19 protein-coding genes are annotated in these 22,226 nt (G+C 75.4%); 15 read left to right on the forward strand and 4 right to left on the reverse strand.

Annotated features, from left to right (window positions below; genetic code table 11):
- Window positions 1–5 precede the first annotated feature (5 nt).
- Window positions 6–797, forward strand: a complete 792-nt coding sequence (locus tag ACZ7LK_RS15450; protein WP_471141017.1) for an SDR family NAD(P)-dependent oxidoreductase — start codon at window positions 6–8, stop codon at window positions 795–797.
- A 41-nt stretch (window positions 798–838) separates the two neighbouring features.
- On the opposite strand, the gene ACZ7LK_RS15455 is transcribed toward ACZ7LK_RS15450, so the two are convergent.
- From ACZ7LK_RS15455 to ACZ7LK_RS15470, 4 genes are read right to left on the reverse strand one after another with little or no spacing between them, the layout of a single operon-like run.
- Window positions 839–1,882 (reverse strand): 2-hydroxyacid dehydrogenase, encoded by a 1,044-nt coding sequence (locus ACZ7LK_RS15455; RefSeq protein WP_469464381.1) that lies wholly within the window; start codon window positions 1,880–1,882, stop codon window positions 839–841.
- Window positions 1,883–1,899: 17 nt separating this feature from the next.
- Entirely contained in the window at window positions 1,900–2,520 is a 621-nt protein-coding gene (locus tag ACZ7LK_RS15460) for a histidine phosphatase family protein (protein ID WP_469464380.1), read from the reverse strand.
- Window positions 2,517–4,001 carry an FGGY-family carbohydrate kinase gene (locus ACZ7LK_RS15465; RefSeq protein WP_471141022.1) on the reverse strand — a complete coding sequence of 495 codons (1,485 nt, stop codon included), beginning with the start codon at window positions 3,999–4,001 and terminating at the stop codon, window positions 2,517–2,519. The genes ACZ7LK_RS15460 and ACZ7LK_RS15465 overlap by 4 nt, the downstream gene beginning before the upstream one ends.
- Window positions 3,994–5,505, reverse strand: a complete 1,512-nt coding sequence (locus tag ACZ7LK_RS15470) for an FGGY family carbohydrate kinase (protein ID WP_471141025.1) — start codon at window positions 5,503–5,505, stop codon at window positions 3,994–3,996. Before ACZ7LK_RS15470 ends, ACZ7LK_RS15465 begins: the two co-directional genes overlap by 8 nt.
- Before the next feature lie 249 nt (window positions 5,506–5,754).
- Here ACZ7LK_RS15470 and ACZ7LK_RS15475 point away from each other — a divergent pair, with 249 nt between their 5' ends.
- The 14 genes from ACZ7LK_RS15475 to ACZ7LK_RS15540 all read left to right on the forward strand — a co-directional run bounded on the left by ACZ7LK_RS15475 (window position 5,755) and on the right by ACZ7LK_RS15540 (window position 22,209).
- Window positions 5,755–6,537: a DeoR/GlpR family DNA-binding transcription regulator gene (locus ACZ7LK_RS15475; protein WP_392273620.1), complete on the forward strand. Its 783-nt coding sequence runs from the start codon at window positions 5,755–5,757 to the stop codon at window positions 6,535–6,537.
- Window positions 6,538–6,929: 392 nt separating this feature from the next.
- Window positions 6,930–8,273, forward strand: coding sequence for an MFS transporter (locus ACZ7LK_RS15480; protein ID WP_471141029.1), 1,344 nt, complete (start codon window positions 6,930–6,932; stop codon window positions 8,271–8,273).
- Window positions 8,274–8,275: 2 nt separating this feature from the next.
- Window positions 8,276–8,458 carry a hypothetical protein gene (locus tag ACZ7LK_RS15485; RefSeq protein WP_392273618.1) on the forward strand — a complete coding sequence of 61 codons (183 nt, stop codon included), beginning with the start codon at window positions 8,276–8,278 and terminating at the stop codon, window positions 8,456–8,458.
- A gap of 335 nt (window positions 8,459–8,793) precedes the next feature.
- Window positions 8,794–9,021, forward strand: a complete 228-nt coding sequence (locus ACZ7LK_RS15490) for a hypothetical protein (RefSeq protein ID WP_471141032.1) — start codon at window positions 8,794–8,796, stop codon at window positions 9,019–9,021.
- A gap of 157 nt (window positions 9,022–9,178) precedes the next feature.
- Window positions 9,179–10,963: an N-acetylglutaminylglutamine amidotransferase gene (locus ACZ7LK_RS15495; RefSeq protein WP_471141035.1), complete on the forward strand. Its 1,785-nt coding sequence runs from the start codon at window positions 9,179–9,181 to the stop codon at window positions 10,961–10,963.
- Window positions 10,936–13,287, forward strand: coding sequence for a prolyl oligopeptidase family serine peptidase (locus ACZ7LK_RS15500; RefSeq protein WP_471141038.1), 2,352 nt, complete (start codon window positions 10,936–10,938; stop codon window positions 13,285–13,287). Before ACZ7LK_RS15495 ends, ACZ7LK_RS15500 begins: the two co-directional genes overlap by 28 nt.
- 155 nt (window positions 13,288–13,442) lie before the next feature.
- Window positions 13,443–14,444: a glycosyltransferase family 2 protein gene (locus tag ACZ7LK_RS15505; RefSeq protein WP_392273614.1), complete on the forward strand. Its 1,002-nt coding sequence runs from the start codon at window positions 13,443–13,445 to the stop codon at window positions 14,442–14,444.
- Complete coding sequence (locus ACZ7LK_RS15510) at window positions 14,441–15,004, forward strand: D-glycero-alpha-D-manno-heptose-1,7-bisphosphate 7-phosphatase (RefSeq protein ID WP_392273613.1); 564 nt, start codon at window positions 14,441–14,443, stop codon at window positions 15,002–15,004. The genes ACZ7LK_RS15505 and ACZ7LK_RS15510 overlap by 4 nt, the downstream gene beginning before the upstream one ends.
- Window positions 15,001–16,008 (forward strand): glycosyltransferase family 9 protein, encoded by a 1,008-nt coding sequence (locus ACZ7LK_RS15515; protein ID WP_471141043.1) that lies wholly within the window; start codon window positions 15,001–15,003, stop codon window positions 16,006–16,008. The genes ACZ7LK_RS15510 and ACZ7LK_RS15515 overlap by 4 nt, the downstream gene beginning before the upstream one ends.
- Window positions 16,009–16,310: 302 nt before the next feature.
- Window positions 16,311–17,258: a glycosyltransferase family 9 protein gene (locus tag ACZ7LK_RS15520; protein ID WP_471141046.1), complete on the forward strand. Its 948-nt coding sequence runs from the start codon at window positions 16,311–16,313 to the stop codon at window positions 17,256–17,258.
- Complete coding sequence (locus tag ACZ7LK_RS15525; RefSeq protein WP_392273610.1) at window positions 17,255–18,166, forward strand: glycosyltransferase family 2 protein; 912 nt, start codon at window positions 17,255–17,257, stop codon at window positions 18,164–18,166. Before ACZ7LK_RS15520 ends, ACZ7LK_RS15525 begins: the two co-directional genes overlap by 4 nt.
- Window positions 18,167–18,204: 38 nt before the next feature.
- Window positions 18,205–19,299, forward strand: a complete 1,095-nt coding sequence (locus ACZ7LK_RS15530) for a carboxylate-amine ligase (protein WP_392273609.1) — start codon at window positions 18,205–18,207, stop codon at window positions 19,297–19,299.
- A 233-nt stretch (window positions 19,300–19,532) separates the two neighbouring features.
- Window positions 19,533–20,501: a UDP-glucuronic acid decarboxylase family protein gene (locus ACZ7LK_RS15535; RefSeq protein WP_392273608.1), complete on the forward strand. Its 969-nt coding sequence runs from the start codon at window positions 19,533–19,535 to the stop codon at window positions 20,499–20,501.
- Window positions 20,502–20,541: 40 nt separating this feature from the next.
- On the forward strand, window positions 20,542–22,209 hold the full coding sequence (locus tag ACZ7LK_RS15540; protein ID WP_471141051.1) for a carbamoyltransferase family protein: 1,668 nt from the start codon (window positions 20,542–20,544) through the stop codon (window positions 22,207–22,209).
- Window positions 22,210–22,226: the final 17 nt, after the last annotated feature.

The raw sequence follows: 22,226 nt of genomic DNA on the forward strand, positions 1-22,226 counted from the left end.
GGGCCATGGGAAACGGAAAGCGCCTCGCCGTCGTCACCGGCGCCTCCCGCGGCATCGGGCTGGCGCTGGCCCGGGAGTTCGCCGGCCACGGGTTCGACCTGGTGGTCTGCGCCGAGGACGCCGCGGTGACCACCGCCGCGGAGGAGCTGCGCGGCCGGGGCGCCGACGTCGTGGCCGTCCGGGCCGACCTGGCCATGTACGACGGGGTCGAGCGGCTGTACGCCGAGGTGCTCGCCACCGGTCGCCCGGTCGCGGCCGCCGCGCTGAACGCCGGGGTGGGCGCGGGCGGGGCGTTCACCGAGGTCGCTCTCGCGGACCACGCCCGGGTCATCGACCTCAACGTCAGCTCGACGGTCCACCTCGCGCACCGGCTGCTGCCGGCCATGGTCGCGGCCGGTGAGGGGCGGCTCCTGGTCACCTCCTCGGTGGCGTCGACGGCACCGGGCTCCTTCCAGTCCGTGTACAACGCCTCCAAGTCGTTCCTCCAGTCCTTCGCCCAGGCGCTGCGGGAGGAGCTGCGGGGCACCGGGGTGACGGTGACGGCGCTGATGCCGGGCGCCACGGAGACGGACTTCTTCCGCCGCGCCGGCATGGGCGACACCCGTCTGGGCCGGATGCGGAAGGACGACCCCGCGAAGGTGGCCCGGGACGCGTTCGACGCCCTCATGCGCGGCCGGGGCCGGGTGGCCGCCGGTTCGGTGCCCAGCAAGGCCCTGGGCGCGGCCACCATGCTGCTGCCCGACCGCCTGAAGGCCCTCGGGCAGCGCTTCCTGTCGGAGCCGCGCCCCGGCGGCTAGGACGGTGCCCCAGGACTCGCCTCAGCGCCCCAGGACTTGCCTCAGCGCCCCAGGACTTCCGGGTTGGCGCAGTGGGCGAGGGGTTCGCCGCGCAGGAAGCGGGCCGCCTCGGCCGCCACGATGCGGGCCGCCTTGTGGGCCACTTCCCGGCTGGCGCCCGCGATGTGCGGGGTGAGGACGACACCGGGCGTGGACAGCAGCCTCGCCCCGGCGGGGACCGGTTCGGCCGGGAACACGTCGAAGGCGGCGCCCGCGAGGTGCCCGGAGTCCAGGGCGTCGCACACGGCGTCGTAGTCGACGAGGGCGCCGCGCGCGCAATTGACGAGCACCGAGCCGGGGGGCATCGCCGCGATCCGGTCGGCGCCGATCATGCCGGTGGTCTCCTCGGTCACGCGCGCGTGCAGCGACACGATCCGGGACCGGCCCAGCAGCACCTCCAGCGGGACCAGTTCGGCGACGCCCTCCACCGCCTCGGGCTTCACGTACGGGTCGTGCACCAGCACCTCGGCGCCCATGGCGGCCAGCACCCGCGCCACGCGGGAGCCGATCGCGCCGAAGCCGACCAGGCCGACGACCGAACCCTCGATCTCGAAGCCGCAGTTGTCGTAGTCGTAGTAGTCGCCGCGCCAGACGGCGTGCCGGAGGTCGTAGTGCACGTCGCCGATCCGGCGGGCGGCGGCGAGGATCATCGCCAGGGTGTGCTCGGCGGTGGCCACCGCGTTGCGGCCGGGGGCGTAGGCGACGGCGACGCCGTGCCGGGTCGCGGCCGCCAGGTTGGCGTTGACCGGTCCGCCCCGGCTGACGCAGAACAGCTCCAGGTCGGGACAGGCCTTGAGGACCCGTTCGGTGAGCGGGGCGAGCTGGGTGAGGCAGACGCGTGCGCCGCGCAGTGCCTCGATCAGCTCGTCCTCGGTGCCGGAGGCCTCGTCGACCTCGGCGACCGGGCCGAAGGGGGTGTGCGGCCAGGGCAGCCGGATCTCCCGTACGTCCAGCGCGGCCCCGTCGGGTGCGGCGGCGCGCAGCTCCTCGTGGAGGAGCCGGGGCAGGACGAAGTGGTCGCCGGCGGCGAGGACGGTGAGGGTCACGGGGGTGCTCCCGGGGGTCAGTGGGTGGTGGGGACGGTGGGGGCGTTCAGCCGCAGCAGGGAGGCCTGCCCGCCGGGCAGGAGCCGTAGTTCGGTCAGGGCGCCGTTCTCCAGCGCGGGGAAGACCCGGCGGTAGCGGGCGAGCGGGATGCCGAGGAGCTCGCACAGCACCAGGCGTACGAGGGTGGAGTGGGCGACCACCAGGACGCGGCCGTCGGGGAGTTCCCGGGCGGCCTCCTCCAGACAGGCCACCCCCCGGCCGGCCGCCTTCACCGGGTCCTCGCCGCCGGGCAGGTGATGGGCCACCGGGTCGTCGAGGAAGGCGGCCAGCTCCTCGGGGAACCGTTCGGCCATCTCGGCGCGCGTCAGGCCGTCGCCGCGCCCGAAGTCCACCTCGTACAGCCGCTCGTCGACGCGCGGGGTGAGGCCGAGCGCGGCCGCGGCGGGCGCGGCGGTGAGGCGGGCGCGGGACAGCGGCGAGCACAGGACGGCGTCGAGGCGCTGCTTCGCGGCCCACGCGCCGAGCGCGGCGGCCTGCTCGTGGCCGAGCGCGGTGAGCGGCACGTCGCTGCGGCCGGCGTAGCGGTTGTCCGCGTGCCAGGCGGTCTCGCCGTGGCGGACGAGGATGAAGTCGGTCACTGCTCGGCCTTCCCGCGGGCGTGCGTCGCCACGGCGGGCTCCAGCCAGCCGCGCCGGGTCAGTTCGTCGACGAAGTCGAGGTACACGGGCGTCAGCCGGGCCGTGCGGGACGGGTCGGGGTCCAGGCGTTCACCGGTCCGCACCATGGCCGCGGCCGCCTCCTCCAGCGTGACGCCGGACGCGGTCGCGGCGAGGACCGCCATGCCGGTGGCGCTCTCGGCGTGCTCGGGCAGGGTCACCGGACGGCCCAGGACGTCGGCGCGCAGCCGGGACCAGTAGCGGTTGCGGGCGCCGCCGCCGGTGAGGGTGAGCGGGCCGTCGACGGGGGCGCCGAGGTGGTCGAGGTAGTCGAAGCAGAGCCGCTCGACGCAGGCGGTGCCGAGCAGCAGGGCGTGGAACTCCTCGGCGTCGCCGCGTGGGTCGCCGAGGACGAAGGGGGTGGCGTCGGGGGCCCGGAAGGGGAAGCGTTCGCCGCCCCCGCCGGTGAGGGGGTAGGCGACGGCGGTGGAGCCGGTGGCCTGGGCCCGGGCGGTGAGGGCGTCCAGGTCGGCGCCGGGGAAGCGCCGGGCGACGGCACCGGCGCCGCTGCTGGACGCACCGCCGGGCAGCCAGGTGCCGCCGGGGCCGCGGTGGCAGTAGACCACTCCCCCGGGGTCGCGTACGAGGTGGGGGCTGGCGCCCTTGAGGACGAGGGTGGTGCCGAGGACGGAGTTCCAGGCGCCGGGTGTCAGGGCCCCGGCGCCGATCTGCGCGGCGCAGCCGTCGGTCATGCCCGCGACGATCGGGGTGCCGGCGGGGACGGACGTGGCGTCGGCGGCGTCGGCGCACACCGTGCCGAGGACGGTGCCGGGCCGGACGACGTCGGGCAGCAGTCCGGCCGGGACGCCCATCCTGGCGAGTTCGGCGTCCGGCCAGCGCTCGTGGACCAGGTCGTAGCCGGTCTTGAGAGCGTGTCCGGTGTCGGCGGCGACCTGGTGGCCGGCCAGTCGCCAGGTGATCAGGTCGGCCTGGTGCAGCAGCCGGGCGTCGGGGAAGTCGGTGTTGTCCAGCAGCCACAGGAGCTTGGGCAGGGCCCAGGTGGGCTGCATCGCGCGGTAGCCGAGCTCCCGCCACACCTCGCCGCCCGCCCGGTTGGCGCGGGCGGTGTAGGCGCGTGCGCGCCCGTCGTCGTACATGAGGCCGGGTGTCAGGGGGTGGCCCTGCGGGTCGGCCAGCAGGACGGTGCCGGAGGTGGCGTCGACGGCCAGCCCTCTGATCCGCTCGGGCGCGATCCCGGTGAGCGCTTCGCGGCAGGCCGCGGCGAGGGCGGACCACCACTGCGCGGGGTCCTGTTCGTGGCGTACGCCGTCGCGCCGGCCGGTGAGCGGGCGGGACGCGGCGGCGAGCAGTCGGCCGGTGCCGTCGACGGCGACGGCCCGGGCGCTCTGGGTGCCGAGGTCGAGGCCGAGGTGGACGGCGTCGGTGGTCAGGGCGTCAGACATGGGGTGCTTCCCGTACGTCGGTGGCGGCGGGCGACCAGCCCAGGGAGCGGGCGGCGGCGCGCCAGGTCAGGAACGACTCGTGGAGCCCGTCGTAGAACGCGCCGCGTCCGGGGTCGGGCTCCCAGCGGGTGCGCATGCGGACGTACTTCGCGGCGGCGTCGCGCATGCTCTTCTCGGCGCCGCTGAGGACGAGTCCGGTGAGGAAGGCGCCCTTGGCGCCGAGTTCGGTGTCGGCGCTGCGGGCGGTGGGGACGCCGGTGACGTCGGCGATGAGCCGGCACCAGGCGTCGCTGGCGGAGCCGCCGCCGCACAGGCGCAGTTCGTGGACGTCGGTGCCGGACGCCCGGAGGCAGTCGCGGAAGACGAGGGACAGCCCCTCGAAGACGGCGCGCGCCACCTGGGCGGGGGTGTGGTCGAGGGACAGGCCCCAGAAGGCGCCGCGGGCGCGCGGGTCGAGGAAGGGCGCGCGTTCCCCGGCGGGCGAGAGGTACGGGAGGAACGCCGGTCCGCCCGGTTCGGGTGCGGTGGAGAACGCCAGATCGCCGAGGGCGGCGGGCCCGTCGACGGCGAGGAGGCGGGCGGCCCAGTCGAGGACCTCGGTGCCGGACAGGGTGGGGAAGGCGCGCAGCACGCGGTCCCGGGCGCCGTAGGCGATGCTGATGCCGCACGGTTCGCCCGAGGCGTCCACCCGGCGGGTGACGATCTCGGTGCACAGGGTCGTCCCGAGGATGGCGCACGCCTGGCCGGGCTCGACGACGCCGGCGCCGCGGGCGGTGGCCGCGATGTCGTAGGGGGCCATGACGACGGGGAGCCCGGCAGGCAGGCCCAGTTCGCCGGCGGTGCGGTGGGTGATCCCGGCGATGCGCTCGTCCTCGCCGAGCACCCTCGGCAGGAGCCGGGCGTGCGGGCCGAAGCCGAACAGGTCGATGATGCCGGGGTCGTAGTCACCGGTGGTGTGGTCGAGGAACGGGGCGGAGGCGTCGGACTCGTCGATGGCCGTCACACCGGTGAACTTGAGGAACAGCCAGCCGGCCGCCGTCAGCGCGGTACGGGAGCGCGCCAGGCGCCCGGGGTCGTGGGCGGCGAGCCAGCCGATCACCGCGTTGGGCATCCCGCTGCACGTGAGGGAGCCGTTGCGGCGGTAGGCCTCCTCCAGGACGCCGTCGGCCGCCCACCGGGTGAGCAGGTCACCGGCGCGGCCGTCGGACCAGAGGACGGCGGGCCCGGTGGGGCGGCCCTCGGCGTCGACGAGCCAGCAGCCGTCGCCCTGGGCGGTGAAGCTCACCAGCCGGACGGGCTCGTGGCCGGGGCCGAGCTGGGACAGCGCGCTGCGGACGGTGCGGACAACCCCGTTCCACACGGCGTCCATGTCCTGTTCGGCCCAGCCGTGACGGGGCCGGAGCACTTCGGTGCCGATGCGGGAAAGCGCTGTTTCCTGCCCCTCGTCGTCGAAGACGACGGATTTGATGACGGACGTGCCGACGTCGATGGTGAGAACCGCCATGACTGGAATACCTGCCCCTTCACTCGCGGTCGCCAGGTAAACGTGCGGCCGGACCGGGCGTCAATCGGCCCCGGGATTATCCCGCGGCGGGCGGCGGGCGCCGTGTGAGGACACGGCGCTGCGCCGCTCCGCCGGGCGGCGGCGGGCCACGGTCGTGTTAAGTTCGCGTGAGGTTCGCACACGGTTGCGGCACACCGCTGGAGACGTTCCCACCCGCGGACGGGGCGAACCGGGAAGGAGCCGGACGCCGTGACCCGTGTGGACGCCCAGGAGGAGCGGCGGCGCAGGCTGCGCGATCTGGTGACGGCGGCGGGGTTCGTACGGACCAACGACCTGGCCGACGAGTTCGGCGTGAGTGTGATGACCGTCCACCGCGACCTGGACGCGTTGCAGGCGCAGGGCTGGCTGCGGAAGGTCCGGGGCGGGGCGAGCTGTCTGCCGTCGACGCAGTTCCACGGCAGCGTCAGTGAGCGGATGACCACGATGGCGCAGGCCAAGAACCGGCTGGCGCGGGCGGCCGCGGAGCTGCTGGCGCCCGGGCAGATCGTGATGCTGGACGACTCGACCACCTGTCTGAGTCTGGCCCGGCAGATGGCCGACCACACCCCGCTGACGGTGATCACCAATTCGCTGCCGGCGGTCACGGCGCTGTCCAGGGAGGCCGGCGTCTCGCTGATCGCGCTCGGGGGCACGTACTTCCCGGCGTACGACGCCTTCATGGGACTGCACACGGCGCAGAGCGTGGAGTCCTTCCGGGCGGATGTGCTGTTCATGTCGACGACGGCGGTGACCGGGGACCGCTGCTACCACATGTCGCCGGAGACGGTGCAGGTCAAGCGGGCGATGATGGCGTCCGCCGCGCGCCGGGTGCTGCTGATCGACCACACCAAGTTCGCCAACCAGGGGCTGTACGCGCTGGCGCCGCTGACCGACTTCGACCTGGTGCTGGTCGACGACGCGGCACCGGCCGCCCAGGTGCGGCGGCTGCGGGACATAGGCGTGGACGTCCGGACGGTCCCCACCGGACGCTGACCGGCCCCGCCCCGCCGGTGATCTCACGCCGGTGATCTCACGCCGGTGGTCACACACCGGTGGTCACACACCGGTGTGAAACTCACACCGACTTCACCCGGGTGCCGGCCCGGGCCTCTCCCGGCATCCGGCGGCGGCGGGCCGGTGAGCTGCGGCGATGCCTCTCCCCCTCTTCCCATGGGCGGTCCTTCGGCCGACGATTTCACGCCACACGCCGGGGCGGCGGCGGGGTTTTCCTCCCACTCATTGACGCCGTTTCTCACACGGCCGTTTCATCGTGACGCCTCGGCGCGGCGCACATTCCGGCTCCGCGTGGCCTTCCACGGCGGCGACCGGACGCTTCCGCGCACCGCTCCCGCGCTTTCCCGACCCTTTCGACAAAGGTGGTTCTCGTGGCCGTCGTTCTTGACCCGTCGTCTTCCGCCGAAAACGCACCCGCGAGGAATTGGCTGGACCGGATCGGTATTCCCCGGTCACTCGCCTGGGGATTCCTCGGCGTGCTCGTCTTCATGATCGGTGACGGGGTCGAATCCGGTTATCTGTCGCCCTTCCTCCTGGACCAGGGCATGTCCAGGGAGCGCGTGGCGCTGCTGTTCACCGTCTACGGCGTCACCGCGAGCGTCGCCGCCTGGTTCTCCGGCGCGCTGTCGGACCTGTGGGGCCCGCGCAAGGTGATGATGCTCGGACTCGCCGTCTGGGGCGCGTTCCAGGTGGTCTTCCTGGTGTTCGCCCTGCCGTCGGTGGACTTCGCGCTTCTGCTGCTCAGCTACGGGCTGCGCGGCTTCGGCTACCCGCTCTTCGCGTACGGCTTCCTCGTCTGGGTCACGGCGGTGACACCGGCACGGCGGCTGGGTTCCGCGGTCGGCTGGTTCTGGTTCGCCTTCACCGGCGGGCTGCCGACGCTCGGTTCGCTCGTCGCGAGCGTCGCGGTGCCCGGGATCGGCGCGTACGGCACGCTGTGGCTGGCGCTCGGGCTGGTGGTGGCGGGCGGCCTGATCGCGCTGCTGCTGGTGCGCGAACCCACCGGCAGAGGCCGGCTCGCCCCCGCCGGGGAGCGCCCGGTCGCCACCCTGATCGGCTCGCTCGCGATCGTCTGGCGCAATCCGAGGATCGGCATGGGCGCGGTCGTCCGGGCCATCAACACCGCGCCGCAGTTCGGGTTCCTGGTGTTCCTGCCGGTCTTCTTCACCGACACCCTCGGCTTCACGCTCCGCGAGTGGCTGCACCTGCTCTCCGCGATGTTCGCCACGAACATCGTCTTCAATCTGGTCTTCGGCCTCGTCGGCGACCGCATCGGCTGGCGGCGCACCGTCACCTGGTTCGGTGGCGTCGGCTGCGCGGTGACCACCCTGCTGCTGTACTACGGCACGGTGTCGGCCGGTCACGACTACGCCCTGGCGATGGTCCTGGTGAGCCTGTTCGGCGCGACGCTCGCCGGGTACGTGCCGCTGTCGGCGCTCATGCCGTCGCTGGACCCGGCGCACAAGGGCCAGGCGATGTCGGCCCTGAACCTGGGCGCCGGAGCGAGTACCTTCCTCGGCCCGGCCCTGGTGGGCGCCTTCCTGGGGCCGCTGGGCGTCCAGGGCGTGATGTGGATCTTCGCCGCGCTGTACCTGGCCAGCGCCGTGATGGCCCTGTTCCTGCGGCTGCCGGAGCCGGTAGCGGCCCCGGCGCCGGGGTACTCGTCCGGCCCCGGCCCGGTATCGCGGGCGGGGAACGAGTCGCCGGAGGCGTAGCCATGAGTGATGCGTGGGACTACCCGACCCCCTCCCAGGCCGAGGGGGAGCGGGAGCCGGGTGTCGACGAACACCCCGAACACCCCGACGTGGCCCGTTCGACCCCCTCCCAGGCGGAGGGCGAGCGCCTCGCCACCGAGGAGGAACGGGCCGAGCCGGGCGCCCGGGAGAAGGACCGCGGCTGAGGCGGTGGGGTGAGGGGCGGAGGCCGCGGCGTCCGCCCCTCACCGCTGCGCGATCGCGGTGCGGTGCGCGGTGCGGTACGTGCGGTGCGCGTCGGCGCCGTGCGGTGCGGTACGTGCGGTGCGCTGAGCGCTGCGCTACGCCCGTGCGGTGCGGTGTGCGGTGCGCTGCCGGGGCCGGTGTGGGGTGCCGTGGCGGTGCTGCTGGTGGGGGCGTCACTGCTGGTGTGGGGTGAGATGCGGCAGTCGGCGGGTGCCTGGCAGATCTCGTTCGGTACTGGCCCTGCCGGCCGGCCGGCAGGGCCAGTACCAGGGGTTCTTCGGAGCCGGGGGTCCCGGTGGCGCGGATGCTCGGGCCGGTGCTGCTGACCGCGCTGGTGCTGGGCGGCGGTGCGACGGGCCGGCTGGTGCTGGGAGCGCTGTTCGCGGTGGCGGGGGCGGCGATGGAGCCGGCCGTCCGGTGGGCCGGGGGGCGCGGCGCCGGGGCCGGTGACGATCCGGCGCAGGAATGCTTCCGCGATCACCGGGAACCCGGCGGAACGGAGCGGGCTGCCGTGCATAGCTGAACACCAGCCGCAGGTAGGGGCCCGCTCCCCGTCTTCAAGGAGTTGTGGTGATTGATTCACATGGGGTTGAGGAGGACGCTGAGGTCCCGGCTGTGCTGGGGGCACCTGCGGCACCGCTGACGGGTGCCCCGGGGGCCGCACGGCAGAGGGGGACCATATGTGCGGCCTGAGCGGGGAGATCCGCTTCGACGACCGGCGGCCCGACGTGGCCGCCGTGGAACGGATGACGGACCGGCTGGCGGCCCGGGGGCCGGACGGCCGGGGCATCTGGTCCCAGGGGCCGGTGGCACTGGGTCACCGCCGTCTGAAGATCATCGACCTGTCGGAACGCGGCGCGCAGCCGATGACGGACACCGACGCGCGGCTCACCGGGGTGTTCAACGGGTGCGTGTACAACTACCAGGAGCTGCGCGACGAGCTGCGTGCCCTGGGCCACCGGTTCTTCTCCACCTCGGACACCGAGGTGATCCTGAAGGCCTACAGACAGTGGGGCACGGACTGTGTCGACCACTTCATCGGCATGTTCGTGTTCGTCATCGTCGAGAACGACACCGGCCGGGTGGTGCTGGGCAGGGACCGACTGGGCATCAAGCCCCTCTACCTGGCCGAGGCACCCGGCCGGCTGCGGTTCGCCTCCACCCTGCCCGCGCTGCTCGCGGGCGGCGGTGTCGACACGTCGATCGACCCGGTCGCGCTGCACCAGTACCTGAGCTGGCACGCCACCGTGGCGGCGCCGCGCACGGTGCTCGCCGGGGTGCGCAAGCTGCCGCCCGCCACGGTGCGCGTCATCGAGCCGGACGGCTCGTACCGGGACCGGTGCTACTGGCAGCCGTCGTACACGCGCCGGGCCGAGTTCGCCGGCATGGACGCCGGGGACTGGCGGGACGCGGTGCTGGACTCGCTGCGGACCGCGGTGCGCCGGCGGATGGTCGCCGACGTTCCGGTCGGCGTCCTGCTGTCGGGCGGCCTGGACTCGTCCCTGATCGTGGCGCTGCTGGCCGACGAGGGCCAGAAGGACCTGGCGACCTTCAGCGTCGGGTTCGAGGCGGAGGGCGGCGAGGAGGGTGACGAGTTCACCTACTCGGACCTGATCGCGCGCCGGTACGAGACGGAGCACCACCAGCTCATGGTGCCCTCCGACCGGGTGTCGACCGCGCTGGACAGCGCCGTCGCGGCCATGAGCGAGCCCATGATCAGCCATGACGTGGTCGCCTTCCACCTGCTGTCGGAGCTGGTGTCCAAGGAGGTCAGCGTCGTCCAGTCCGGCCAGGGCGCCGACGAGGTGTTCGCCGGCTATCGCTGGTACCCGGAGATGGCCGCCGTCGAGCGGGAACGGGAGCCGGAGCGGTACGCCGACGTCTACTTCGACCGGCCGCACTCCGATTTCGCCAGGATCCTCCAGCCGCACATGCTCACCGACCACGACGTCTCCGGGCGGTTCGTGCGCGACCACATGGCCGTGCCGGGCGCCGAGACCGCGCTGGACGCGGCGCTGCGCCTGGACACCCACGTGATGCTGGTCGACGACCCGGTCAAGCGGGTCGACAACATGACCATGGACTGGGGCCTGGAGGCACGGGTGCCGTTCCTCGACCACGAGCTGGTGGAACTGGCCGCCGCCTGCCCGCCCGAGCTGAAGCTGGCGCAGGGCGGCAAGGGCGTGCTCAAGGACGCCGGGCGCAAGATGCTGCCCCGGGAGGTCGTCGACCGGCCCAAGGGCTACTTCCCGGTGCCGGCGATCCGCCACATGGCGGGCCCCGTCCTCGAACGGGTCCGCCAGGCGCTGTCCGCACCCGAGGCGCGGGGGCGCGGGATCTTCCGGGACGAGTACGTCGCCGAACTCCTCGCCGCCCCCGACGAACACCGCACGAGGCGCGGGGCGAACGCCCTGTGGCACGTAGCGTTGCTGGAGATATGGCTGCAGACGCACAGGATCAGCTGACCGGGGCCTCGTCGGCGGCACCCTTCGTGGTGCCGCTCGCCGACGTGGCCGGCCCGCGCGACACCCGCCAGCCGCTCGTCTCGCACGGCTGCTGGTACCCGTCGGCGGACCCGACGGGTGAACACGTGGCGTTCATCTGCGACCGCACCGGTGTGCCCCAGTTGTGGACCGGTCCGGTCGCCGGCGGACCCGACGGGGAGGGCATCCACCTGCTCGACTCCGACCCCGACCCGGTGACGGAGGTGGCCTGGTCGCCCGACGGGCGCTGGATCGCCTACACCGTCGCCCCCGGCGGCGGCGAGCACACCCGGGTGCTGTGCGTACGCCCGGACGGCACCGGGCGGCGGATCGTGGCCGGTGCCGACTCCGGCAGCTCGGCCTACCTGGGCTGCTGGGCGCGGGACGGCTCGGCGGTCGCGGTGACGGTCGCGGAACCGCCGCCGTCGCCGGGCGCGCCCGCCCGGGAGGACGCCACGGCGGAGGACCGGGGCGAGGCCTTCGTTGAGCTGCCCGCCGACTGGGCGGACCGCGACGGCCGCGCCACCCTGCTGGGCGGCGCCCGCCGGGGCGACGTGGGACCGGCGCCCGACGGGGCCGTGCCGGCCGGGCCGCTCCTCGACGGTGCGCTCCTATACGGGACGGCACGGGACCGGGCGGTAGGAGACCGGGGCGCCGCCGCCGGATCCCGGGCGGGCGGGCCCGCGACGGGCCGGGCCGCGCTGGACGCGACGGCACTGGACGGTGCGGCACTGGACAGGACGGCGCTGGACGGGACGCCGCTGGACGGTGCGGCACTGGACGGGGCCGGGCGTGACCGGCTCAGCGCCTACCTGGTGGACCCGGACGGCATCGCCTCGCCCGTGCTGGTGGCCGCCGAGAGCGGCGCGGCCACCCTCCGGGTGTGCGACATCAGCCAGGACGGCCGGCTGGCACTGGTGCGCCGGGGGCCGCGCGGGCGGCGGGAGGCCGTCGTCCTGCGCACCGCCGACCTCGGCACCGGCTCGGTGCTGCGGGTGGCCGACGGCGACCCCTGGATCGGCCGGTTCTCCCCCGACGGACGCACGGTGTGGCTGCGCAGCGACCACGAGCGCGAGTTCGCGGCGCTGCTGGCCGCCGGACTGGACGACGAGGGGCGGCGGACCGGGCTGTCGGTGGTGGCCGAACGCGACGGCTGCGACCTCGAACTGCTCGCGTTCGCCGAGGACGGCCGTACCGCCGCCCTCTCCTGGAACGTCCTGGGCGCCAGCGAGTTGCGCGCCCTCGGCCTTCCCGCGGCCGAAACCGCCGCGACCGCCGGCACCGCGCCCTGGGCCGGTGCCGGGGCCCCGCCCTGGGGCGGCGCCACCGGAACCGCCCCGCCCCGTGACGTCCCCCTGCCGCACGAGGTGGTCACCCGCGTCAGCCGCGCCGGACCGGGCGGGCTGGTCCTGGCCCTCTCGGGCTCCCAGCGCCGTCCCGGCGTGTGGTGGCTGCCCCGGGCCTCGTCCCCCGTGCGCACGCCCTGGTCGTCCCGGGACGAGGACGCCGTACCGCCCGGCCGGCCGCCGGTGCGCCCCGCGCCGCTGCGGCCCACGGCCCGCGACGGGCTGGTGCTGGGCGGCTGGTACTACCGGGCGCCGGGCCGGGCCGAGGGCCGCCCCGCGCCGTGCGTGATCCACCTGCACGGCGGCCCGGAGGAGCAGGAACGGCCGGTGTTCGAGCCGCTGTACCACGAGCTGACCGGGCGCGGGCTGGACGTCTTCGCCCCGGACGTGCGCGGCTCCTCCGGCTACGGGCGGTCCTTCGTGGACGCCGACCTGGGCACCGGCCGGTTCGCGGCGATCGAGGACGTCGCCGACTGCGCGGCGCACGTGGTCCTGACCGGGCGGGCCGATCCGACCCGGCTGGCGGTGATGGGCCGCTCGTACGGCGGGTACCTCACCCTCGCGTCGCTGGTCTGGCACCCCGATCTGTTCCGCACGGGCGTCGCCGTGTGCGGGATGTCGGACTTCGCCACGTTCTTCGCCGGGACCGAGCCGTGGATCGCGGAGTCGGCGGCCCACAAGTACGGCCACCCGGTGCGCGACCGCGAGCTGCTGCGCTCCCTCTCCCCCATGAGCCGGATCGACGAGCTGCGCGTACCGCTGCTGGCCGTGCACGGCGAGCACGACACGAACGTCCCGCCGGGAGAGTCCGAGCAGGTCGTCCGGGCGGCCCGGGAGAGGGGGCACGCGGCGGAACTGCTGGTGCTCCGCGAGGAGGGCCACGAGTTCCGGCGGGCCGACAACCGGCGGCTGTTCCGCCGGACGGCGGCCGACTGGATGGAGCGCCACCTGACGGGCTGAGGGGCGGCGCCGGGTCGCCCTCGCGGCCGGCCGGCCGGAGCGCCGTCCGGCGGGCGAAGGCCGTGCGGGGTCCGGCGCCTGCGCATACAGTGACCGGACGTGGGCATTCCGTACATTTCCCCGGAGCCCGTCCCCGACTGTGGAGGCGTGGACGCATGATCCCCTCGCTCGCCTCGTACGCCGTGGTCGTCCCCACCGTCGGACGGCCCTGCCTCGCCGACTGCCTCACCGCGCTCGCCTCCGCCGAGGGCCCCGAGCCGAGCCGCGTCGTCCTGGTCGACGACCGGCCGGGGCCGCCCGGCGCACCGCTGCCCGTGGCGGCGCTCGGCGCGCTCGCCGACCGGGCCACCGTGCTGCGGACCGGCGGGCTGGGACCGGCGGCCGCCCGCAATGCGGGCGTACGGCTGGTGGACGAACCGTGGACCGTCCTCCTCGACGACGACGTTCGCGTCAGCGTGTACTGGCGCGAGCAGCTCGCCCGCGACCTGGCCGAGGCCTCCCCCGACACCGGCGGCGTCCAGGGCGTGGTCCAGGTGCCGCTGCCCGCCGACCGCCGCCCCACCGACTGGGAACGCAACACGGCGGGACTCCAGGGCGCCCTGTGGGTGACCGCCGACATGGCGTACCGCACCGAGGTGCTCAAGACCGTCGGCGGCTTCGACGAGCGGTTCCCGCGCGCGTTCCGCGAGGACGCCGACCTGGCGCTGCGGGTCATCGACGCGGGCTGGCGGATCGTCCGCGGCGAACGCCGCACCGAGCACCCGGTGCGGCCCGCCGACCGCTGGGTGTCGGTACGGCTCCAGAAGGGCAACGCCGACGACGCCCTGATGAGGCGTCTGCACGGCGGCGACTGGTGGGAGCGGGCGGCCGCGCCCCGCGGACGCATCGGGCGGCACGCCGCGGTCACCGCGGCGGGCCTCGGCGCACTGCTCCTCGCGGCCACCGGCCGGCGGCGGGCGGCGCTGCTCGCCGCCGGCGGCTGGGCGCTCGGCACGGCGGAGTTCGCCCGCGCCCGTATCGCCCCGGGGCCCCGGACGGCCGACGAGATCGTGACGATGGCCGCGACGAGCGCGCTCATCCCCGCCGTCGCCACCTGGTACCGGATCGCCGGCGAGGTGCGCCACCGGTCGGCGGAGAGCTGGGACGGGGTCCTGTGACGCGCCCGGCGGCGGTGCTGTTCGACCGGGACGACACCCTGGTGCGGGACGTCCCCTACAACGGCGACCCGGACCGGGTCCGTCCCATGCCCGGCGCCGTGGAGGCGCTGCGCCTGCTGCGGCAGGACGGGATCCGGACCGCGGTCGTGTCCAACCAGTCGGGCATCGGGCGCGGTCTGCTCACCGAGGCCCAGGTGCGGGCGGTCAACGCCCGGGTGGACGCGCTGCTCGGCCCGTTCGACGCCTGGGCGTACTGCCCGCACGTGCCGGAGGACCGCTGCGGCTGCCGCAAGCCCGCGCCGGGCCTGGTGACGGAGGTGGCCCGGCTGCTGGGGGTGCGCCCCGAGGAGTGCGTCCTGATCGGCGACATCGGATCCGACATGGGCGCGGCCCGGGCGGCGGGGGCACGGGGCGTGCTCGTCCCCACGGCACGCACCCTGCCCGGCGAGGTCGCCGCCGCGCCGCACGTGTGCGCCGACCTGCTGGACGCCGCGCGGCACGTGCTCGCGGACGGGCGGCCGGCGGCCGGCAGTGGGGCCGGGCGCGGGAGGCGGGCGTGAGGGCCCTGGTGGTGCGGCTGGACAGCTTCGGGGACGTCCTGCTGGCCGGTCCCGCCGTGCGGGCCGTCGCCGCGAAGGCGGACCGGGTGACGCTGCTGTGCGGGCCCCGTGGGGCGCCGGCGGCGCGGCTGCTGCCCGGCCTCGACGAGGTGATGGTCTGGGAGGCGCCCTGGGTGGGGTTCTCCCCGCCGCCGGTGGAGCGCGCCGGCATCGACCGGGCGGTGACCCGGATCGCCGCCGTGCGGGCGGACGCCGCGCTGGTGCTCACCTCGTTCCACCAGAGCCCGCTGCCCACCGCGCTGCTGCTGCGGCTGGCGGGCGTCGGGCACATCGCCGCCGACAGCGAGGACGCCCCCGGGTCGCTGCTGGACGTACGCCACCGGCGGGCGCCGCACGCGCACGAGGCGGAGGCCGCGCTGGACCTCGCCGTGGCGGCGGGTTTCCCCCGGCCGCCGGGCGACGACGGGCGGCTGCGGGTGCGGCACGAGCCCGGCGCGCCCGGGCTGACCGGGCCGGGGCCCTACGTGGTGGTCCACCCGGGGGCGAGCGTCGGGGCGCGGCGGTGGAGCCCGGAGCGGTGCGCGCACGCGGTGCGGCTGCTGGCCGGCGCGGGACACCGGGTCGTCGTCACCGGCGGCCCGGACGAACGGGAGCTGACGGCACTGGTCGCCGGGCGCGACGGGCTGGACCTCGGCGGCCGGACCGAGCCGCCGGAGCTGGCGGCGGTGCTGGCGGCGGCGGGCGCGGTGGTGACCGGCAACACCGGTCCGGCGCACCTGGCGGCGGCCGTCGGCACCCCGGTGGTCTCACTGTTCTCGCCGGTCGTGCCCGCCGAGCGCTGGGGACCGTACGGCGTTGCGCACGTCCTGCTCGGTGACCAGCTCGCGCCCTGCGCGGGCACCCGGGCCCGGGAGTGCCCGGTGCCCGGCCACCCCTGCCTGGACGGGGTGACGGCCGAGGACGTGCTGGCCGCCGTGGAGAAGCTGCTGGAGGACGGCGGATGATCCGGGCCGCCGGGGCGCCGGGTGGCGATCGCCGCACGGCCCCGCCGCGGATCGTCGTCCGCCCGCGGGCCGGTCTCCGCGGGGCGGGGGGCCGGGGCATGTACGCCGTCTCCGCGCCGGATGCCGGCGGCCCGGGCGCTCCGGCGCGTACGGCGTCCACGTCCACGCCCGCGTCCATGCCCGCGTCCGCTTCCCCGTACGGCGAGGAGGGGCCTGGCCCGGAGGGGCCGCGACCGGGCCCACGGGCCGCGACGGGCCCTCGGGCACGGGGGGCCGGCCGCGACGGAGCGCCGCGCCTGCTGGTGCTCAGGGCGCTCGGGCTGGGCGACCTGCTGGCCGGGGTGCCGGCGCTGCGGGCGCTGCGGCGGGCGTTCCCGGCGTACGAGATCGTCCTCGCCGCGCCGGAGCCGCTGGCGGCGCCCGCCGCCGCCTCCGGGGCGGTGGACCGGCTGCTGCCGGCGTCGGCGCCCGGCCGGGCCGTACCGGAGCGGCTCGACTGGGAGGGACCTCCGCCGGACGTGGCCGTGGACCTGCACGGCAACGGGCCGCCCAGTCACCGGCTGCTGCAAAGGCTGCGGCCGGGGCGGCTGTTCGCCTTCGCGCACGCGCGGACGCCGGAGATCGCGGGGCCGGAGTGGACGGCCGACGAGCACGAGCGCGCACGCTGGTGCCGGCTGCTGGAGTGGTACGGCGTCCCCGCGGACCCCACCGACCTGCGGCTGCCGGACCCCGGCACGGCCTCCCCCGCGCCCGGCGCGGTCATCGTGCACCCGGGCGCCGACTCCGGGTCGCGGCGGTGGCCGGCGGAGCGGTACGCGGTGGTGGTGCGGGAGCTGCGGCGGCGCGGGCACCGGGTGGCGCTGACCGGCGGGCCGGGTGAGGACGGGCTGCTGGAGCGGGTCGTCGCCGGGGCGGGCGGCGGGGCGCCGGACGGGGGCCTGGACGTCTTCCGGGGCGGGCTGCCGTTCGACCGGCTCGGCGCGCTGTTCGCGGGCGCGGCCGCCGTGGTGAGCGGCGACACCGGGATCGCGCATCTGGCCGTGGCGTACGGCACCCCGTCGGTCACCCTTTTCGGACCGGTTCCTCCCCGATTGTGGGGGCCGCCGCCGGGTACGCGGCACGTGGCGCTGTGGCACCCGGGGCCTCCCGGTGATCCGCACGGGCAGGACCCGGACCCCCAGTTGCTGCGCATCGGGCCCGAGGACGTCCTGAAGGCCCTGTTCGACCACCCGGAGGTGCCAGCCCCGTGACCGCCGACAGCCGCACCACCGTCGTGGTGATCACCCACAACCGTCGTGAGCTGCTGCTGGGAACGCTGGACCGCCTGGCCGCACTGCCCGAGCGGCCACCGGTGGTCGTCGTGGACAACGCCTCCACCGACGGCACGCCGCGGGCCGTGGCGGAGCGCCACCCGGGGGTGACGGTGCTGCGCCAGGGCCGCAACCTCGGGGCACAGGGCCGCAACGCCGGGGTCCGGCGGGCCCGTACCCCGTACGTGGCGTTCAGCGACGACGACTCGTGGTGGGAACCGGGGGCGCTGGCCCGCGCCGCCGACCTGCTGGACCAGCACCCCCGGCTGGGTCTGGTCGCCGCCCGGGTCCGCGTGGGCCCGGACGGCGCGCCCGACCCGCTGAACGCCCTGCTGGCCGCCTCGCCCCTCGACGGTGCCGCCGACCTGCCCGGCCGACCGGTGCTGGGTTTCCTCGCCTGCGCGGCCGTGGCCCGGCGGGAGGCGTACCTGGAGGCGGGCGGCTACCACCCGATCTTCTTCGTGGGCGGCGAGGAGACGCTGCTGGCGTACGACCTGGCGGCGCGCGGCTGGGGGGTGTGCCACGCCCCCGAGGTGGTGGCCGTCCACAGCCCGGCCGGCGGGGCGCGGCCCGGCAGGGCCGCCGTACAGCTCCGCAACGCGGCGCTCACCGCGTGGCTGCGCCGCCCGCTGGCCGTGGCGCTGCGGCGGACGCGCTCGATCGCCGTGCGGGCCCGGCGGGACCCGGAGGCGCGGGCGGCGCTGCGCGACCTGCTGGGGCGCCTCCCGGTGGCGCTGCGGGACCGCCGGCCGCTGCCGGCGCGGGTGGAGGAGGCGGCGCGCCGGCTGGACCTCCAGGAACCGGCCGCGCGAGCGGGACGGGCGAGGCACCGGGCGGGCCGGCCATGACCGATTCAGCCGATCGTTCGGAGGGTACCCGGGGCGACATGATCACCATTGGGGTCGAGGAAGAGTACCTGCTGCTCGATCCGGACACCTGCCTGCCCGTCCCGCTCGCGGACCGGGTCCGTGCGGCGGCCGGGCTCGAGCCGATCGTGGAGGACGCGGAGGTCCAGTCCGAGCTGCTCCAGGCGCAGGTGGAGGTGGCCACGCCCGTCTGCACGGACCTGGAGGAGGTCGGCGGTCACCTGCTGCGGCTGCGCCACGCGCTCGGTACGGCGGCGGAGAAGAACGGCTGCCGGATCGGCGCCTGCGCGACCGCTCCGTACCGCGAGGTGGCGCCGGTGCCGGTCACCCAGAAGGCCCGGTATCTCGCGATGCGCTCCCAGGCCCCGCAGCTCGTGGCCGAGCAGCTCGTCAACGGGATGCACGTGCACGCGGCGGTGCCGGACCGCGAGATGGGCGTCGCCGTGCTGAGCCGGATCCGGGTGTGGCTGCCGATCCTGGTGGCCATGTCGGCGAACTCCCCGCTGTGGGACGGCAAGGACACCGGTTTCGCAAGCTGGCGCACGGTGATCTTCGGGCGGTGGCCGGTGAGCGGGCCGCCGCCGTGCTTCACGTCGCTCGACGACCACGAGCGGCGCGTCCGGACGCTGCTGGACACCGGGATCATCACCGACACCGGTCAGCTCTACTGGCAGGCCCGGCTGTCCGACAAGTACCCGACCGTCGAGGTGCGCTGCGCGGACGTGCAGCTACGGGCCGACGCGGCGGTCATGTTCGCCGGGCTCGTCCGCGGCCTGGTCGCCACGGCCATCCGGGACGAGAAGGCGGGCCTGCCGCTGCCGGAGTGCCCGCCGGAGCTGCTCCAGGCGTCGAACTGGCACGCCGCCCGGCACGGCCTCAGCGGACTGCTGGTCGACCCCGAGGGCAGGGCGCGCCGGGCCGGTGACGTGCTGGTCATGCTGCTCGACCATGTCACGCCCGCAATCGACGAGGCCGGGGACACCCGGGAGGTCACCTCCCTGGTCCACCGGCTCCTCCAGCACGGCACCCCGGCCGACCAGCAGCGCCGCGCCCTGGAGGAGGGCGGGCTGCCGGCCCTCGCCGAACTGATCACCACGGAGACCGTCGCCCCCTGACGGGCCGCGGCCGCACCGGCGACGGACCTTCACCCGGTCGGCCGCCGGCGCGGCGCCGTCCGCGCGCGGGGCGGCGGCACGGGGGGGGGCGGGGGGCCGGCGGGGTCACCGCGGGTGACCACTCGAACGGCTCCCACCACCGCGCCCCCCGCCCTCGTTCGGCCCAGCCTGGTCGCAGGTGCACAGGGCACTCGCCCGCCGTTCGCGGTTCGCACCCGTCCGGAGGAGACCGAATGAACACCGCTTTCTCGCGCAGTTGGGAGCATGCCGTCGTCACCGGTGGCGCCGGCTTCGTCGGTTCGCACCTGTGCCACGCCCTGCTGGACTCGGGCACCGCCGTCACGTGCGTCGACGACTTCAGCACCGGCCGGCCGGAGAACATATCCGGCCTGCTGGACCGTCCCGACTTCACGCTCGTCGAGGCGAACGTCTCCGAGCCGTTCTCCGTGGAGCGCCCGCCGGACCTGGTGCTGCACTTCGCGTCGCCCGCGTCGCCCGCCGACTACCTCCGTCTCCCGCTGCACACGCTGGACGCCGGGAGCCTCGGCACCCGCCACGCCCTGGAACTCGCCCACCGCTCCGAGGCCCGGTTCCTGCTCGCCTCCACCTCCGAGGTGTACGGCGACCCGCAGCAGCACCCGCAGAACGAGCGGTACTGGGGCAACGTCAACCCGGTCGGCCCGCGCAGCGTCTACGACGAGGCCAAGCGGTTCGGCGAGGCGCTCACCACGGCGGAGGCCGAGGTGCACGGCACGGACGCCGGCATCGTCCGGCTGTTCAACACCTACGGTCCGCGGATGCGCGGCCACGACGGGCGGGCCGTCCCCACCTTCGTACGCCAGGCGCTGGCCGGCGAGCCCCTCACGGTCACCGGCGACGGGCTCCAGACCCGGTCGCTGTGCTACATCGACGACACCGTACGCGGCATCCTCGCCGCGGCGGCCCACGGGCTGCGCGGCCCGGTGAACATCGGCAACCCGACCGAGATCACCATGCTGGAACTGGCCCGGCTCGTCATCCGGCTCACCGGCTCCGACTCGGAGATCCGCTTCATCGAGCGGCCGACGGACGACCCGGCCGTGCGCTGCCCGGACATCACCCTGGCCCGCGACAAGCTCGGCTGGGAGCCGCGCGTCGACGCCGAAGAGGGCCTGCGGCGCACCATCGCCTGGTTCCGCGACCGCGCGGACGCCCGTTCCTGACGACGCCCCGCCCCCGACTCGCCGAAAGGCCTGGCTCCCCATGCGCATCCTCGGAATCAACGCCCTCTTCCACGACCCCGCCGCCGCGCTGGTCATCGACGGCCGGACCGTCGCCGCCGCGGAGGAGGAGCGGTTCTCCCGCCGCAAGCACGGCAAGCGGCCGGTGCCGTTCTCCGCCTGGGAACTGCCCGAACAGGCCGCCGCCTGGTGCCTGAAGCGGGCGGGACTGCGCCCCCAGGACCTGGACGCGGTGGCGTACTCCTTCGACCCGGCGCTCGCCCGGCCCGCCGCCGAGATGGGCCTGGACGACCCGTGGGACCACCTGCGGCTGACCTACGCACGGGAGGCGCCCGGCTTCCTCAGAGCCGCGCTCCCGGGGCTGGACCCGGAGATCGTCCGCTTCGTACCGCACCACATGGCGCACGCCGCGTCCGGCGCGTTCGCCGCCGAGGATGCCGGCACCTCCTCGGTGCTGGTGCTCGACGGGCGGGGCGAGCGCGCCTCCCACCTCGCGGCACGCCGGGTCCACGACCGGCTGGAGGCGCTGTACGCACAGGACCTGCCGCACTCGCTGGGCCTGGTCTACGAGGAGCTGACCGACCACCTGGGGTTCCTGCGCTCCTCCGACGAGTTCAAGGTGATGGCCCTCGCCTCGCACGGCCGGCCCCGGATGCTGCCGGAGCTGCGGCGGTACGTGTACCCCACCGGCGACGGCGGGTTCCACGCGGCGGGGGTGCCGTGGGCGGAGCTGTGCCCGCGCCGCCGCCCGGACGAGGCGTGGACCCAGGACCACGCCGACATCGCCGCCGGCGCGCAGGCCGTACTGGAGGAGACGCTGCTGGACCTGGTGCGCTGGCTGCACGGCCAGACCCACGACCGTCTGCTGACCCTCGCCGGGGGCGTGGCCCTCAACTGCGTGGCCAACGCGCGGATCGCGCGGGAGGGGCCGTTCGACCGGGTGTGGGTACAGCCCGCCGCCGGTGACGCCGGTACGGCACTGGGCGGGGCGTTGCTGCTCGCCGCGGGCGGCGGGGACGACCCGGACCCGATGCGGGGCGCCGACCTGGGGCAGGACTGGTCGGACGCCGAGCTGGGCGCCTGGCTGAAGACGGCGGCGGTGCCGTTCGACCGGCCGGCCGACATCGCGGAGACGGTGGCCGAGGCCCTGGCGGACAACGCGATCGTGGCCTGGTTCCAGGGACGTTCGGAGTTCGGGCCGAGGGCGCTGGGGCACCGCTCGCTGCTGGCGCACCCGGGGCACGCGGGCAACCTGGAGCGGCTCAACGACGTCAAGGGACGGGAGCAGTTCCGGCCGGTGGCGCCGATGGTGCTCGCGGACCGGGCGGCGGAGATCTTCGACGGGGTGGTGCCGAGCCCGTACATGCTGTTCGTGCACGACGTGGCGCCCGAGTGGCGGGAGCGCATCCCGGCCGTGGTGCACGTCGACGGGACGGCCCGCATCCAGACGGTGGACCGGCAGGCGGAGCCGCTGGTGGCGCGGATGCTGACGGAGTTCGAGCGGCGTACCGGACTGCCGGTGGTGGTCAACACCAGCCTCAACACGGCCGGCCGCCCCATGGTGGACGACCCGCAGGACGCCCTGGAGTGCTTCGGCTCGTCGCCCGTCGATCTGCTGGCCATCGGCCCGTACGCGGTGCGGCGCGGGGACTTCTTCCGCTCCGACGACACCGACGACGCGTCCCGGTGACGGGGACGGGAGGAGAC

It is taken from the genome of Streptomyces sp. NPDC039423, from assembly GCF_055598725.1.